We start from the raw sequence: 14,688 nt of genomic DNA, 5'->3' as shown, positions 1-14,688 counted from the left end.
CACGCCGAGCGCACCCCCTTCGCGAAGATCCGGATTACTCGGCGGACTGCTCCGTGGCCTCGGCCGCGTCGGCCTCGGCGATCTCCTCGGCTGCGACGTCGGTGGCGACCGGGATCGCGACAGCGACGATCAGCGTCTCCGGGTCGGCGGCCAGCGACGCGCCCTTCGGGAGCTTCAGGTCGGCAGCCGTGATGTGGGTACCGTCCTCGAGGCCCTCGACGGAGACCTCGACGTGCTCGGGGATGTGGGTGGCCTCGACCTCGAGCGCGATGGTGACCGCGTCCAGGTTGGCCAGCGTGCCGGGAGCGGACTCACCGACGAGCACGACGGGAACGTCGACGGCGATCTTCTCGCCCTTCTTCACCACGAGCAGGTCGATGTGCTCGATGATCTGGCGCACCGGGTCCTTCTGCACGTCCTTGACCAGGGTGAGCTGGTCCTTGCCGTCGACCGACAGGTCAAGCAGCGCGTTGGCCTTACGGATGATGAGGCTGACCTGGTGGCCCGGCAGCGCGACGTGCACCGGCTCGGTGCCGTGACCGTAGATGACGGCGGGGATCTGGCCGGCCGCACGCAGACGGCGGGCGAAACCCTTGCCGAAGTTGGTGCGGAGCTCCGCGATGACCTTGTTGTCGTCAGACATAGTGGTTCTCCTTCAAGCACACGGAATCGTGTGGTGGTCTGTGTTGGAGCCTCGACACGGGGGAAGCGAGCGTGGAGGCGTCCCGGAAGGGCCACTCACCACGTCGATCACGGACGCACGAATGCGTCCCTCGCCGAGGCCGATTCACCATCTTACCCGACGAGCCGGTAGCGTGGAACCACACCGAACCTGGAGGAGTGCGCATGACTGCCGCTGACGTCACCCACATCATCTTCTGGGCGATTCTCGCTCTGACCGGCCTCGGCACGGTGGGCGCGATCGGTGCCATGTTCTCCATGGGCCGCTCGGGCTACCGCAAAGACTGATGACAAACGCCACAGGCCGCCGTCGATGACGGCGGCCTGTGGCGTTTGTGCGTCACTGCACGCCGGAGCGGAGATCTCGCACGACGCGTTCGATCACCATGTCCAGGGGGTCGGCGATGTCCACCACACTCGCGTGCTCGTCTACGTCGGGACGCTCCAGGGTGTCCAGCTGCGACTGCAGCAACGCGGGCGGCATGAAGTGACCGGTGCGCGCCGCCGCCCGCTCGGCGAGCAGCTCTGCCGAGCCGTCCAGCAGCACGAAGTGCACGTGCGGCGCCGCCGCCCGGATCCGATCGCGATAGACGCGGCGCAGCGCGCTGCACGCGATCACCACGCCAGCACCGGCGTGAGCGGCGAAGGTCTCCCCCACCACGTCCAGCCAGGGCCACCGATCGTCATCGGTGAGCGGAGTCCCCGCGGCCATCTTGCGACGGTTCGCCTCAGGATGCAGGTCATCGCCATCGATGAAGGGAACGCCGAGCTCGGTCGCCAGGCGGGCGCCCACGGTCGACTTCCCCGATGCGGACACCCCCATCACGCACACCTGCGGATTCGTCACCAGTCGTGCACCGTCCCATCGGCCAGTCGGTTGAACGGCAGGTAGGCCTGCTCGTACGGGTACTTGCCCGCCTCGTCCTGGTTCAGCTCGACGCCGAGGCCGGGCCGGTCGCCGGGGTGGAGCAGGCCGTCCTGCCACGTGAACGACTGCTCGAACACCTGGTCGGTGGCCTCCGAGTGCTGCATGTACTCCTGGATGCCGAAGTTGTGGATCGCCAGTCCCAGGTGCATCTGCGCAGCCATGCCGACCGGGGAGATGTCGGTGGGGCCGTGGAAGCCCGACTTGATCTGGTACATCGCCGCGTAGTCGACCGTCTTCTTGAGGGGGCTGATACCGCCCATGTGAGTGACGGCACCTCGAACATAGTCGATGAGCTGATCGCGGATGAGGTCCTTGAAGTCCCACACCGTGTTGAAGATCTCCCCAATGGCCAGCGGCGTCGTGGTGTGCTGGCGCACAAGCCGGAGTGCCTCCTGGTTCTCCGCCGGCGTGCAGTCCTCCAGCCAGAACAGGTCGTACGGCTCCAGGGATTTGCCGAGCTTGGCGGCCTGGATCGGCGTCATCCGGTGGTGCCCGTCGTGCAGGAGCGGCAGGTCCGGTCCGAACTCGTTGCGGACGGCCTCGAACACGCCGGGCAGGTGACGAAGGTACGCGCGCGTGTCCCAGTCCTCCTCCACCGGCTTCGCCCCGCGTCGGGCCGGCTCGTGGTCGTAGCGGGCATCCCCGCCGCCTGCGTCCGCCGACTGCGATGCGATCCCGTAGATGGCTTTCAGGCCCGGTACGCCGGTCTGCACGCGGATCGCGCGATAGCCCTGTTCCTGGTGGGCGCGGATCGAGTCGAACAGCTCGGGGATGTCGATGCCGGATGCGTGCCCGTAGGCGAGCAGACCCCGGCGGCTGGCCCCTCCAAGCAACTGATACAGCGGCAGCCCGGCGGATTTGGCCTTGATGTCCCAGAGCGCCATGTCCACGGCGGCGATTGCGGCCATGGTCACGGGACCACGGCGCCAGTAGGCGCTGCGGTACAGGAACTGCCAGGTGTCCTCGATGCGATGAGCGTCGATCCCCTGCAGCAGCGGCACCACGTGCTCGGTGAGGTACGCGACCACGGCCAGTTCACGACCGTTGAGGGTCGCGTCTCCGAGACCCGTGATCCCGTCGTCGGTGGTGAGCTTCAGGGTCACGAAGTTGCGGCCCGGGCTGGTGACGATCACTTCGGCGCGATCGATGATCATGTCAGTCTCCTTCTGCTGCGAAACGGCGCAGCACCTCGGTTCGTTGTGACGCTGCCGGCAGCGCCCGCAGGTCGTTCGCGAGCGCCGCGGCGGCGGCATCGGGCGGGGCGAGCTCCACGATCGAGCGGACCCAGGTGTCGATCGCGAAGAGCTGGGCTGCTCCCGCGGTCAGGCCCGCGCGTTCCCGGGCGCGCAACGGCGCCAGCAGACGAGGGCCGATCTTGTGCTCGCTCCCCCGCGCGATCTGTTCCAGCCGGTGAGAGATGCGCGGGTTGTCGAAGCGGGTGCGAAGCTCCTCCAGCCAGGCATCGATGTCGTCGGCGTCCAGGTCGATGATCACCCGCTGCTCGGCCCACAGCGCCTCGGTCTCGGCGCGCAGCACCGGATCGGCGAAGGCCTGGTCGACCGTCTCATAGCCCGCAAGCCGTCCGGCTGCGGCAAGGTGGGTGTGGCCGGCGTTGAGCAGCCACAGCTTGCGCTCCTCGTACGGCGTGACGTCGGCGGTCAGCACGGCGCCGGCGATCTCCCAGGCCGGGCGGCCCGCGGCGAAGGCGTCGGCGATGACCCATTCGGAGAACGGCTCGCAGACTACGGGAACCCGGTCGTCCTCACCGGTGAGCGTCTGAACGGCCCGCACGTCGTCGGCGGTGACGGCCGGAGTGATCCGATCCACCACCGTGTCGACGAACGCGATGTTCTCGGCGATCCATCCTGCGTCATCGCCCGCCGCTGCCAGCACCGCGGCCCGCAGCGCAGTGCCGTTGCCCAGCAGGTTGTCGCAGCTGACCACGCTCAGCGGCCCGCCCCCGGCCCGGCGCCGGGCCGCCAGTCCTGCGGCGATGCGCGCGGGCGGCTGCGCACCGGAGCGGTATCCGGCTTCCGTGACCGTGACGGTGAGCACCTCGACGTCGCCGCTCGCGATCGTCGCGACCCACGTGTCATCGCCCGCGACTCCCGTTGCCGTGATCGACTCGATGATCGTCGCAGCATCACCGTCGGCCGAGCGCTCCAGCAGGGTGTACACGCCGTCCTGCGCCTTCAGCGCGTCGGCGAGCTCGCGGGAGCGGGATCCGAACGAGGCGATGCCCCATCCGTCGTCCGCAGCCGCATCGTTCGTCCGCTGCGTGTACCAGGCCTGATGGGAGCGGTGAAAGGCGCCGAGTCCGAGATGTGCCACGCGGACGGGCGGACGACCGCTGTGCGCCCTCATACGGCATCGACGGGTGCGTCACGCAGCTCGTGAAACAGTGCCAGCGCATCGCGCAGACGCTCTTCCAGCGGAAGCTGTGTCGTGAAGTCCTCCAGCGTGACCCATCCGTCGTAGCCGAACTCCCGCAGTGCCCGGAAGTAGTCGGGAACGCTGGCCTGACCGCCGCGCAGCGAGGCCCATTCCGGCGCCCACCGCACGTCGCCGTGGGGCCCGACCTCACCGGTGGGCTTCCACACCGCGTTCTTCACGTGGACGTGCGCGAGGTGATCGCCGAGGACCGACAGCGCGGCGCGGGTGAGCTCGTTGCCCTCGATGATCAGGTTGCCGAGATCGTGGATCACACCGATGTGCGCAGGATCGAACCGGTCGATGATCCGCATCGCGGCCGACGCCGAGGGGGTGATGGTCCGGTGGTGCAGCTCGATCAGGACCTTCACGCCCAGTTCCGCCGCCAGGGCCGTGTGATCGCTCAGCTCGCCGCGGGTGCGATCGGCGACGACACGGTAGTCCGCGACGTCGTTGGACGGCATGGTGACCCGCACCTGCCCGGCACCGAGCGTCGCGGTGGCGCGCAGCATGCGCTCGACATCGGCGGCGTTCGACGACTGCGCATAGCCGCCGAGGCCGCTCATCGCCAATCCCGATTCCGCGGTGATCCGGGCGATGTCGGGCAGCGAGTCCTCCAGGCCGGTGAGCGGCCAGGTGGAGCGGTTACCCGCCCAGAATCCGGGAGGCGTGGCATCCTCCTGGTCGGTGATGCGCCATTCGATACCGTCCCAGCCCTGGGCGGCGATGTTTCGCGCCGCCTCCTGCGGAGTCCAGTCCGGCGTCGATGCGGTGAAGACCGAGAACCTCATGCGATCACCCCTCCCGTACGCACGCCGGCATCGCTCAGTTCGCCGCTGAGGATCGCGTCGATGCGTACCGGCTCTCCGCTGGTCGCCGAGACGTACATTGCGCGGACGACGGCCAGCGACAGCAGGGCCTCTGGGACGCCGACGCGGGGCGCGCGCTCCTCCCGGATCGCCGCGAGGACGTCCCGGTACTGGCGGGCGTGGGCCTCGGCGAAGCTCGCGGGCCCCTTGTCGTCGCCGACGCGCTCGCCCTCGGGCACCACATCGGCGCTGCGCTCGCGCTCGTCGCCGTCGACGTAGAAGGCACCCAGCTGATCGTCCTCGACCGTGCCGGATCCGGCTGATCCGTAGACCGCGACGCGCACGGGAGCATGCGGGAAGGCGGCCGTGGTGGCGTGGAAGACTGCGAGAGCACCCGACTCGAAGCGGAGGGTGGCCGTCGCGACGTCCTCGATCTCGATGCGCTCGTGGGCGAGCAGGCCGGTCTGGGCGAAGATCTCCACCGGACGTCCCAGGAACCACACCAGCAGATCCACCGTGTGCACGCCCTGGTTCATGACCGCGCCGCCGCCATCCAGAGCCCATGTCCCCCGCCAGGCGCCGGAGTCGTAGTACTCCTGCGACCGCCACCACGGAACGCTGGCCACGGCGCTGGTCACGCGGCCGAACCGGCCGGAGTGGGCGGCCTCGGCGACGACGACCGCGCCGGGGTCGAACCGGTGCTGGCTGATCACGGAGACGACGAGCCCGCGTTCGGCCGCCGCTTCGGCAGCACGTGCCAGACGCAGACCCCGCTCCATCGACACATCCAGCGGCTTCTCGAGCACGACGTGGGTGCCGCGGGCGAGAGCGCGTTCGGCGAGGTCGACATGCGTGCCGCTGGGCGTGCAGATGGCCACAAGGTCGACGTCGGCCGGCATGTCCTCGATCCGCGCGTACTCCGCCGGCCGCTGGCCGCTCTCCGCCGCGATCTGGTCCGCGAGCGCGGTCGCCATGGCGGGGACGTCGTCGACCAGTGCGGTCACGCGCAGCCCCTCGACGCGGGCGATCGCCTGAGCGTGGTTGACGCCGATGATGCCGCAGCCGACGATGGCCACGGACAGGGGTGAAGGGGTGGTCATGACAGCGTGACTCCGATCCGGTCGGTGAGTGCGCGGAAGGCCCGGCCCGCGCGACCGAAGGCCGCGGGGCCCGAGAAGCCGCCCAGCGCGTTGTAGTCGGTGAGGTGAGGCTCCAGCGATGCGAACCCGGTGAAGCCGTCGTCGCGCAGCGCGGTCACGGTCTCCAGCAGTTCCCCGTCACCCTCGCCCGCGGGCACGACCACGCCGGTGGCGGCGATCGCGTCCTTCACCTGGAGGTACTCCAGATGCGGGCGGAGCATGGCGTACCCGTCGCTGAACGGGCGAACGCCCACCTGCACGAAGTTGGCGTTGTCCCAGGCCACACGCAGCCGGTCCGATCCGACCGACTCGATGACATCGAGCACGCGTTCGGGGACATCGCCGTAGATGTCCTTCTCGTTCTCGTGGACGAGGGTCACGCCCTCGCGCTCGGCGAGCGCCGCGAGTGCCGCCATCCGCACCAGCACGTCGTCGCGGATGCTCTCGGCGGTGCGGCCCTCCGCACGGAAGAAGGAGAAGATGCGGATGTAGGGCGCCTCCAGCACACGTGCCGCGGCGATCGCGCGCTCCAGCCGCGCGACCTCATGCTCCACCGGCAGGGAGACATCCACCTTGCCGATGGGCGAAGCGATCGCCGACACCCCCATGCCGCGATCCACCAGGAGCGAGCGCAGCTGCCCCAGCTGCTCATCGGAGAGGTCGACGATGTTGACGCCCCAGGCGCTTCGCACCTCGATGTGGCGGGCCCCGAGCGCCTGCAGCACGCCGATCTGCAGTACCGGGTCCGCATCGATCTCGTCGCCGAACCCCGAGAGGGTCCAGGCTGGTGACGTTTCGGTCATTTCACTCCTCCAGCGGTGAGGCCTCCGACGAGGTAGCGCTGGAACACGAGGTACAGCACGACGACGGGCGCGGCGCAGATGAGGGAGGCGGTCATCATCTGTCCGTACAGCGGAAGGGCACCGGTCTCCTGAGTGGCGCCGAATGTCTGCAGCGCCACCGCAGCGGTGCGTGAGGTGGCATTGGTCATCACCGACGCGAACAGCACGTCGTTCCAGCCCTGCAGGAAGGCGAAGATCGCGGAGACCACGATGCCGGGCCAGCTCAGCGGCAGCACGATGCGCGTGAGGATGCGGATGTTCCCGGCGCCATCCATGCGGGCGGCGTCCTCGAGCTCGCGCGGCAGGCCGCGGATGTAGGTGACGAGCACCCAGGTGGAAAACGGCAGGGCGAAGGTGAGGTAGGTCACGAACACAGCCCAGTGCGTGCCGATGGTGGGGATCCGCAGCGCTGCCGACATCGTCGAGAACACGACGAACACCGGCAGCAGCATGAGGGTGCCGGGCACCGACTGCAGACCGACGAGACCGCGGAGGATGGTGATCCGGCCGATGAAGGTGAAGCGCACAAGCACCCATGCCATCGACAGGGAGACCGCCGCGCACACGATCGCGACGGCGCCGCAGATCAGCAGGCTGTTGACGAGGCCCGTGCCGAGGTCGACGGAGGACCACACCTTGATGTAGTTGTCCAGGCGCAGCTCCCGCGGCCAGAACTCACCCGCCGCCACCGAGACGTCCGAGTTGATCGAGGCCAGCACCATGTAGAGCACGGGCCCGAGCACCAGCACACACAGCACCGTGTTGATCACGGCCAGCAGTGGCGTGGGCAGCAGGCGGGTGATGTGGGAGGAACGGGTGGAGCGGCGCTGGCGCGGATTGACCTGCGCGATGGTCGTGGTCACACTCATGACTTCGCCTCCTCACCGGTGTCGAGACGGACAGCGCGGAGATAGATGAACAGCGGGATGGCCACCAGCGCCAGCGATGCGACCGCCATAGCCGCCGACAGCCCGAAGCGGAAGCTCTGGAAGCTCGTCATGTACGTCAGCACCGGCAGGACCTCGATGTCCTTCGGGGCCGGGATGCCGAACAGCACGAACGGCATGGTGAAGGCGTTGATGTTGTGCAGGAAGGTCAGCAGGAACGCCAGCAGGACCGATCCGCGCAGGTAGGGCAGGATGACGCAACGAAGCTTGATGCCCCAGCCGGCCCCGTCAATGGCCGCGGCCTCGTGGACCTCGGGATCCACCGCCTGCAGGCCGGCAAGGGTCAGCAGGTAGATGAACGGCCAGCTCACCCAGAGCTGCGCGATGACCAGCGTCCAGTAGCTCAGCGGACCGTTCAGCCACAGTCCTGGCTGCACCCCGATCAGGTTGAACATGTGATCCACCGCGCCCGCGGGCTGGAACATCGTGCGGAACACGCTGGCCACCACGAATGCGGGCAGGATGTACGGGATCAGATAGACCGAGCGCACCAGACCGCGACCGCGGAACGCATTCTGCGTGGCGAGGGCGGCGAGCACCCCGATGGGTACGCTCAGCACCGAGACGATGAGGGCCACGCTCGCGCTGATGGCGATGCCGTGCAGAAGCGGAGACGACGTGACCGCCTCGACGAAGTTCCTGATCCCGATGAACGGGGCCGCCGTCCACTGCCGGATCGTGTACTGATCCAGATCGAGCAGGCTGATCCAGAAGGCGATCGCCAGGGGGACCAGGATCACCAGCACCATCAGCAGTCCGCCCGGAGTCAGCATCCAGAGCGGACGGGGGCGCTCCGCCGGCGGCACCTGCGAACGGCGCACGCGCCCGATCGATCCGCGGCGCGGGGAGACGGTGACGGCGGCCGCCGTGTCGGCAGGGCTCTCCCCTGCCGACACGGGTGTCGCCGACGTATCGGAGACGGGATTCATCGCGGGTCGCTCACTTGGCCTTGTCCAGCGATGACTGCGCCGCGGAGTTCGCCTCCGCGATCGCGGCGTCGATGTCCGATGCGGCCAGCCCGCCGGACTGCAGCTTCGGCAGCGCCTGGACCACGACGTTCGTGAGGGCGAGCTGGGTGTCACCCCACGCTCCCGTGAAGGGGGTGCCGACCGACTTGGCGGCGGCATCCAGAAGCGGTGCGAGGGTGGGGTTGTCCTTCTGCACCTGCTCGGCGGCAGCCACCGTGGTGGGCATCTCGCCGAAGGTGGCGAAGTACTCCAGTTGGGCCTCCGGCTCGGTGAGGATGCGGATCAGCTCGAAGGCCAGATCCTGGTTCTGGGAGTAGTTGGCAACCACCCAGTTGTCACCGGAGAGAATGCTGGCGGCCTCCACGCCGTCGGCTGGACGGGTCGTCTGCCCGGGCGGAACGGTGGGAAGCACCGCGTAGGCATAGCTGTCCTTGACGGCGGAGGCGTCCAGCGCCACCTTCGAGCTGGCCGAGACCATGGGAAGGAACGCAGCCTTGCCGTCTGCGAAGGCGGCAACGGCGTTGGAGTTCTTCCAGCCGATCGATGCCGGATCCACCGAGCCGTCGGTGAACCAGCCGAAGTAGGTCGCGTACGCGGCCGCCACAGCGGGGTCGTCGATGGTGGCCTTCTTGTCCTTCAGATCCAGGATCGGGTTGCCCGCCTGCTCGGCCATCCCCCAGATGAACTTCCACGGGTCGTAGCCGTCGGCATATCCGACCGCCAGTCCGTAGACGCCGTTGCCGGTGAGCTTCTTGGCATCCGCCGTGAGGTCGTCCCACGTGGTGGGCGGTTCGGTGATGCCGGCCGCAGCGAGCAGTTCGGTGTTGTACGCCATCACGAACGGACGGCTGGCGAAGGGGATCCCCACCTCCTCGGATTCGCTCGGGCCGGAGATGCCCAGGAGCGAGCTGACGAACTTGTCCCGGCCGCCGAGCTTCTCCCACTCGGCGTCACCGAGGGTGACGAAGGCACCGGTCGAGAAGGCGGTGGGGGTGAACGTCGTACCGAGGCCGTAGATGTCCGGGCCCTGACCGCTGAGCACGGAGGTCTGGATCTTCGTCAGCTCGTCGTTCGCGGAGGCGAAGGTCTCGAATGCCACCTTCGCGCCGGTCGCCTCCTCGAACTTGTCGCTGACGGACTGGAACCACGCCTTCTGCTCCTCGGGGTACAGACCGTTTGCACCGACCAGGACGTTGAGCGTCTTGCCGGTGCCGTCGATCGTGGTGCCGGACGTCGCGGAGTCCCCGCCTGCGCCGCCGGACGTGTTCGGATCACTGGATCCACTGCAGCCGGCGAGCGCGAGCGATGCGATCGCGAGGGCCGCGATCCCGGTCACCGTGTGCCGCAGAACATGCCGTTCTTTCATCGGAACTCTCCCTTGAGTGTGCGAGTGCTGTGCCCTCACAGTACGAACATGGCAAGCATGCCGCAAGCGCTTGCCACACTTTGCCACCGTGTGGTTATGTGTTCGCATGCCCACCGAATCCGCCGGCCAGCGTGGCCCGCGCGCGACCCTCGCCGACGTCGCCGCGGCCGCCGGCGTCAACCCTTCGACGGTGTCCCGTGCCCTCGCGACACCCGGACGCGGCAATCCGGAGACCCGCGAGAGGATCATCCGGATCGCCGAGGAGCTCAACTACACGCCGAGCCCCTCGGGACGTGCTCTCGCCTCCGGGCGCACCGGCGCCGTCGCGGTGCTGGTGTCGGATGTGACGAACCCGTTCTACTTCGGCATCATCCGCGGTGCCCAGCATGAGCTGCGCACCGCGGGGTACTCGCAACTGCTCGTGCACACAGAAGAGGATCCGAGCATCGAGGAGAGCACGCTCGTGCGGATGCGCGGCTCATTCGACGGCGCGATCCTCTCCGCTCCCCGCCTGTCCGACGCGCGTCTGGCCGAACTCGCCGCCGAGATTCCGCTCGTGGTCATCAACCGTCCCACAGCGGGGGTGCCGTCGGTGTTCATCGACACCCCGCGTGGATTCGAGCAGTCGGTGGAGCATCTGGTCTCCCTCGGCCACCGGCGCATCTGCTACGCCGCAGGTCCCACCAACAGCTGGGCCAGCGACATCCGGTGGCGGGCGGTGCGAGCGAGCGGAGAACGGCTCGGCATCGAGACCATCCGCATCGGGCCGTTCGAACCTCGCACCCGCTTCGGCGGCGCTGCCGCCGACGCCGCCCTGAACACGGGCGCGACGGCGTGCGTCGCCTTCAACGACCTGCTCGCCATCGGGATGCTCTCGCGGTTCGCCGAACGCGGCGTCCGCGTCCCCGAGGACATGAGCATCGTGGGCTGCGACGACATCTTCGGCGCCGACTTCTGCTCCCCGCCGCTCACCACGCTCACAGCGCCGATCGAGCGGGCGGGCCGCGTCGCCGTGTCGATGCTCATGGAGATGATCTCCCCCACCGCTCCTCAGGTCCCCGCGCGCACCGGTGTCCTGTTGGCCACACACCTCACCATTCGTTCCTCCACCGGCCCGTACTCCCCATCCGAACAACCCACCCCGTCTGGAGCGTCATGACAACGCTGTCCCCGCACCCCGACCGCCTCTTCCCCGCGGACACCGCAACGCGTGAGCTTGCGCGCAGACTCTACGAGTCCGTCCAGGCCGCGCCGATCCTTTCCCCCCACGGCCACGTCGATGCTGCCCTGCTCGCCGAGGACGAGCCCTTCCCCGACCCCGCGACGCTGCTCATCACCCCCGACCACTACGTCCTGCGCCTGCTGCACGCGACCGGGACCTCGCTCGATGCACTGGGGCGGGGGCCGTCTCCGGCTGATCCGCGCGAGGTCTGGCGAGCGTTCTGCAGCAACTGGGACGTGTTCCTGGCCACGCCCGTGCGCTTCTGGTTCGAGAGCACCTTCGCGGATCTCTTCGGCATCGATGAGCAGCCTTCCGCCGCGAATGCCGACGAACTGTACGACCACATCGATGCCCTGCTGCGCACCGAGGAGTTCCGCCCCCGAGCGCTGTTCTCACGGTTCAACATCGAGGTGCTGGCGACCACCGACGATCCGGCGGACGACCTCGCCGCCCACGCCCGCCTCGCTGCGGACCCGACCTTCACGGGCCGGGTCCTGCCCACCTTCCGGGCAGACCGCTACATGACGCCCACCGTGTCCGGATGGACCGAGTCGCTTGATCGCCTGAGCGCCCGCGCCGGCATCGCCTGCGACACGCACGCCGGATTGCTCTCCGCGCTGCGCGCGCGCCGGGAGGCCTTCCGGGCGGCGGGCGCAACGGCCACCGACACCGGCGTCGCCGATGCCGGCTCCGAGCCGCTGAGCGACACCGAGGCCGAGCGCATCCATGCCGCCGCCCTGCGCGGCCAAGCCACCGAGGCCGAGGGTGTCGCCTACCGGCGCACCATGCTGTACCGGCTGGCCGAGATGGCGGCCGAGGACGGCCTGGTCATGCAGCTGCATCCGAGCGTGATCCGCAACCACCACGCGCCCACGCTGCGCCGGTTTGGCCCGGACACCGGCCACGACCTGCCCGACGTGGCGTCCTACACCCGTCCGCTCACTCCGATCCTGCGCGACTTCGGCACCTCGGAGACGTTCCGGCTGGTGCTGTTCACCGTCGATGAGACGTCCTTCAGCCGGGAGATCGCACCGCTCGCCGGGTTCTACCCGAGCGTCTACGCGGGCGCCCCGTGGTGGTTCATCGATACCCCCGACGCGATCCTGCGCTACCGACGCGCCGTCACCGACAGCGCTGGTTTCACGAAGACCAGCGGGTTCATCGACGACACGCGCGCGTTCTGCTCGATCCCGGCGCGTCACGACATGTCGCGTCGCGTGGACGCGCGGTATCTCGCCGAGCTCGTCGTGGAGCACCGCCTCGACGAGGAGAGCGCGTTCGCCGTGGCGCACCGCCTGGTCGACGACATCCCGCGCCAGACCTTCCGCCTGTGACGGGCGGCCGTCACATCGCCGGGTCCGCACCGGCGAGCGCGGTAGCCTGAAAATCCACCTCTCACGTCTGGAGCAATCGCGTGTCTGAAACCACTCCTCGTGCCAACATCGGCGTCGTCGGCCTGGCCGTCATGGGATCGAACCTCGCCCGGAACCTCGCCAGCCGCGAGGGCAACACCGTCGCCGTGTTCAACCGCAGCTACGAGAAGACCGCCGATCTCATCGAGACGCACCCGGAGGCCGGATTCATCCCGGCGAAGGACTACGCCGAGTTCGCGGCTTCGCTGCAGACCCCGCGCACCGCGATCATCATGGTCAAGGCCGGCCGGCCCACCGACGCCGTGATCGAGTCGCTGCTCGAGGTGTTCGAGCCGGGTGACATCATCATCGACGGCGGCAACGCGCTGTTCACCGACACCATCCGCCGCGAGCACGCCGTGCGGGAGACGGGCGTCCACTTCGTGGGCATGGGCGTCTCCGGCGGTGAGGAGGGCGCGCTGAAGGGCCCGTCCCTCATGCCGGGCGGCTCGGACGAGTCGTGGGTCACCCTCGGCCCGATCCTGCGCTCCATCGCCGCGGTCGCCGAGGGCGAGCCCTGCGTCACGCACGTGGGTCACGACGGCGCCGGCCACTTCGTCAAGATGGTGCACAACGGCATCGAGTACGCCGACATGCAGCTCATCGCCGAGGCCTACGATCTGATCCGTCGTGGCACCGGCAAGACCCCGGCCGAGATCGCTGACGTGTTCGCCGAGTGGAACACCGGCGAGCTGGAGAGCTATCTCATCGAGATCACGGCAGAGGTGCTGCGCCAGGTCGACGCTGCCACCGGTCAGCCGCTCGTGGACGTGATCGTGGACGAGGCCGGTGCCAAGGGAACCGGCGCATGGACCGTGCAGACGGCCCTGAACCTGGGGACGCCCGTGTCGGGCATCGCCGAGGCGACGTTCGCGCGCTCGCTCTCCTCGCACCGCGAGCAGCGGGACGTCGCCGGCGTGCTGCCGAGTTCGGCCGTGCCGCTGTCGATCGACGACGCCGACGCGTTCATCGAGGACGTCCGCCTGGCGCTGTACGCCTCGAAGATCGTGGCCTACTCGCAGGGCTTCGACGAGATCCGCGCGGGTGCGGCCGAGTACGACTGGAACATCGACCTCGGCGAGATCGCCAAGATCTGGCGTGGCGGCTGCATCATCCGCGCGCAGTTCCTGAACCGCATCACCGACGCCTACCGCTCCGGCGAGGACCTGCCGGTGCTGATGGCGGCGCCGTACTTCGTGGAGGCTCTCGAGCGCGCACAGCAGGCGTGGCGCCGCGTGGTGGTGGCGGCGGCCCAGTCCGGCATCCCGGCACCTGCCTTCTCCTCCTCGCTGGCGTACTACGACGGCCTGCGCGCCGAGCGTCTCCCCGCCGCACTGATCCAGGGTCAGCGCGACTTCTTCGGTGCCCACACCTACCGTCGCACCGACAAGCCCGGCACGTTCCACACGCTGTGGTCCGCCGATCGCTCCGAGATCGAGGCCGAAGACACGCACTGATCCGCGGCCGCCTCCGCGAGAGATCCCGCAAGTCCGAGAAGCCCCGCCAACGCGGGCTTCTCGGACTTGTTTCGGTTTCGGGCGTTGTGTGGCGAGCGCAGCGCCGCGGGTGAGAACACCCTCATGCAAGATTTCGTGCCATATATGCGAGGTCTTGCTAATGTTCCAGACACCCCACCCCACGCATCCCACGGAAACACCTATCGAAGGAGATAGACATGTCCACTGCGGATGTGAACGACCGCATTTCCACAGCGATGCTGCACGCGATCGTCGGAGGCGAGATGAGGGTGCACCGCTACCTCACCGTCCGCCAGGATCGCGCCGTCTGGCTGATCATCATCGCCATCGCCGTCATCATCCTGATGGGGCTGATGGCGGCCTGGTTCGCCTACTGCCGGTGGCAGGGCGGATGGCCCGCCCTGAGCATGCCGAGCTGGACCACCGGCGGGGTCTGGAAGCTCTACTGCGAGAACTGATGCGAGGT

The 14,688-nt window shown here is 68.6% G+C and carries 15 protein-coding genes; 5 read left to right on the top strand and 10 right to left on the bottom strand.

What is annotated here, in order from left to right; genetic code table 11:
• Positions 1-34 precede the first annotated feature (34 nt).
• Entirely contained in the window at positions 35-643 is a 609-nt protein-coding gene (locus tag LQ566_RS14040) for a 50S ribosomal protein L25/general stress protein Ctc (protein WP_231092344.1), read from the bottom strand.
• A gap of 203 nt (positions 644-846) precedes the next feature.
• On the opposite strand from LQ566_RS14040, the gene LQ566_RS17535 reads away from it, so the two are divergent.
• Complete coding sequence (locus LQ566_RS17535) at positions 847-969, top strand: hypothetical protein (RefSeq protein WP_269143188.1); 123 nt, start codon at positions 847-849, stop codon at positions 967-969.
• A gap of 52 nt (positions 970-1,021) precedes the next feature.
• Here the strand turns inward: LQ566_RS17535 and LQ566_RS14035 are convergent, their stop codons facing one another.
• From LQ566_RS14035 to LQ566_RS13995, 9 genes are read right to left on the bottom strand one after another with little or no spacing between them, the layout of a single operon-like run.
• A complete protein-coding gene (locus tag LQ566_RS14035) occupies positions 1,022-1,528 on the bottom strand; it encodes a gluconokinase (RefSeq protein WP_231092343.1) in 507 nt (168 codons plus the stop codon).
• On the bottom strand, positions 1,525-2,763 hold the full coding sequence (gene manD, locus LQ566_RS14030) for a D-mannonate dehydratase ManD (protein WP_231092342.1): 1,239 nt from the start codon (positions 2,761-2,763) through the stop codon (positions 1,525-1,527). Before manD ends, LQ566_RS14035 begins: the two co-directional genes overlap by 4 nt.
• A gap of 1 nt (position 2,764) precedes the next feature.
• Positions 2,765-3,973 carry a mannitol dehydrogenase family protein gene (locus LQ566_RS14025; protein ID WP_231092341.1) on the bottom strand — a complete coding sequence of 403 codons (1,209 nt, stop codon included), beginning with the start codon at positions 3,971-3,973 and terminating at the stop codon, positions 2,765-2,767.
• Positions 3,970-4,830, bottom strand: coding sequence for a sugar phosphate isomerase/epimerase family protein (locus LQ566_RS14020; protein WP_231092340.1), 861 nt, complete (start codon positions 4,828-4,830; stop codon positions 3,970-3,972). Before LQ566_RS14020 ends, LQ566_RS14025 begins: the two co-directional genes overlap by 4 nt.
• The gene (locus LQ566_RS14015) at positions 4,827-5,948 is read right to left on the bottom strand and encodes a Gfo/Idh/MocA family protein (protein ID WP_231092339.1); all 1,122 of its coding nucleotides are present in this window, start codon (positions 5,946-5,948) and stop codon (positions 4,827-4,829) included. Before LQ566_RS14015 ends, LQ566_RS14020 begins: the two co-directional genes overlap by 4 nt.
• Complete coding sequence (locus tag LQ566_RS14010) at positions 5,945-6,790, bottom strand: sugar phosphate isomerase/epimerase family protein (protein WP_231092338.1); 846 nt, start codon at positions 6,788-6,790, stop codon at positions 5,945-5,947. The genes LQ566_RS14015 and LQ566_RS14010 overlap by 4 nt, the downstream gene beginning before the upstream one ends.
• Positions 6,787-7,698 (bottom strand): carbohydrate ABC transporter permease, encoded by a 912-nt coding sequence (locus tag LQ566_RS14005; protein WP_231092337.1) that lies wholly within the window; start codon positions 7,696-7,698, stop codon positions 6,787-6,789. The genes LQ566_RS14010 and LQ566_RS14005 overlap by 4 nt, the downstream gene beginning before the upstream one ends.
• A complete protein-coding gene (locus LQ566_RS14000) occupies positions 7,695-8,705 on the bottom strand; it encodes a carbohydrate ABC transporter permease (protein ID WP_231092336.1) in 1,011 nt (336 codons plus the stop codon). The genes LQ566_RS14005 and LQ566_RS14000 overlap by 4 nt, the downstream gene beginning before the upstream one ends.
• Before the next feature lie 10 nt (positions 8,706-8,715).
• Entirely contained in the window at positions 8,716-10,110 is a 1,395-nt protein-coding gene (locus tag LQ566_RS13995; RefSeq protein ID WP_231092335.1) for a sugar ABC transporter substrate-binding protein, read from the bottom strand.
• 106 nt (positions 10,111-10,216) lie between these two features.
• Here LQ566_RS13995 and LQ566_RS13990 point away from each other — a divergent pair, with 106 nt between their 5' ends.
• The 4 genes from LQ566_RS13990 (at position 10,217) to LQ566_RS13975 (ending at position 14,680) form a co-directional block, all read left to right on the top strand.
• Positions 10,217-11,269 (top strand): LacI family DNA-binding transcriptional regulator, encoded by a 1,053-nt coding sequence (locus LQ566_RS13990; protein WP_231092334.1) that lies wholly within the window; start codon positions 10,217-10,219, stop codon positions 11,267-11,269.
• Entirely contained in the window at positions 11,266-12,666 is a 1,401-nt protein-coding gene (uxaC, locus tag LQ566_RS13985; RefSeq protein ID WP_231092333.1) for a glucuronate isomerase, read from the top strand. Before LQ566_RS13990 ends, uxaC begins: the two co-directional genes overlap by 4 nt.
• 80 nt (positions 12,667-12,746) lie before the next feature.
• Positions 12,747-14,201, top strand: a complete 1,455-nt coding sequence (gene gnd / locus LQ566_RS13980) for an NADP-dependent phosphogluconate dehydrogenase (protein ID WP_308071022.1) — start codon at positions 12,747-12,749, stop codon at positions 14,199-14,201.
• Between the two features lie 218 nt (positions 14,202-14,419).
• Entirely contained in the window at positions 14,420-14,680 is a 261-nt protein-coding gene (locus LQ566_RS13975) for a hypothetical protein (RefSeq protein WP_231092332.1), read from the top strand.
• The last annotated feature ends 8 nt before the right edge of the window (positions 14,681-14,688 follow it).

Source organism: Microbacterium nymphoidis (assembly GCF_021044885.1).
In the GTDB taxonomy this organism is placed as follows: Bacteria; Actinomycetota; Actinomycetes; order Actinomycetales; family Microbacteriaceae; genus Microbacterium; species Microbacterium nymphoidis.
The sequence above is the reverse complement of the archived record's forward strand: the minus strand, read 5'-3'. Positions and strand labels throughout refer to the sequence as shown.

Coding starts and splice junctions, on each gene's coding strand:
- LQ566_RS14005 (WP_231092337.1), bottom strand. CDS start 7,698: ATGAGTGTGACCACGACCATCGCGCAGGTCAATCCGCGCCAGCGCCGC.
- LQ566_RS14015 (WP_231092339.1), bottom strand. CDS start 5,948: ATGACCACCCCTTCACCCCTGTCCGTGGCCATCGTCGGCTGCGGCATC.
- LQ566_RS14010 (WP_231092338.1), bottom strand. CDS start 6,790: ATGACCGAAACGTCACCAGCCTGGACCCTCTCGGGGTTCGGCGACGAG.
- LQ566_RS17535 (WP_269143188.1), top strand. CDS start 847: ATGACTGCCGCTGACGTCACCCACATCATCTTCTGGGCGATTCTCGCT.
- uxaC (WP_231092333.1), top strand. CDS start 11,266: ATGACAACGCTGTCCCCGCACCCCGACCGCCTCTTCCCCGCGGACACC.
- LQ566_RS13990 (WP_231092334.1), top strand. CDS start 10,217: ATGCCCACCGAATCCGCCGGCCAGCGTGGCCCGCGCGCGACCCTCGCC.
- LQ566_RS14020 (WP_231092340.1), bottom strand. CDS start 4,830: ATGAGGTTCTCGGTCTTCACCGCATCGACGCCGGACTGGACTCCGCAG.
- LQ566_RS13995 (WP_231092335.1), bottom strand. CDS start 10,110: ATGAAAGAACGGCATGTTCTGCGGCACACGGTGACCGGGATCGCGGCC.
- LQ566_RS14025 (WP_231092341.1), bottom strand. CDS start 3,973: ATGAGGGCGCACAGCGGTCGTCCGCCCGTCCGCGTGGCACATCTCGGA.
- LQ566_RS13975 (WP_231092332.1), top strand. CDS start 14,420: ATGTCCACTGCGGATGTGAACGACCGCATTTCCACAGCGATGCTGCAC.
- LQ566_RS14000 (WP_231092336.1), bottom strand. CDS start 8,705: ATGAATCCCGTCTCCGATACGTCGGCGACACCCGTGTCGGCAGGGGAG.
- manD (WP_231092342.1), bottom strand. CDS start 2,763: ATGATCATCGATCGCGCCGAAGTGATCGTCACCAGCCCGGGCCGCAAC.
- LQ566_RS14040 (WP_231092344.1), bottom strand. CDS start 643: ATGTCTGACGACAACAAGGTCATCGCGGAGCTCCGCACCAACTTCGGC.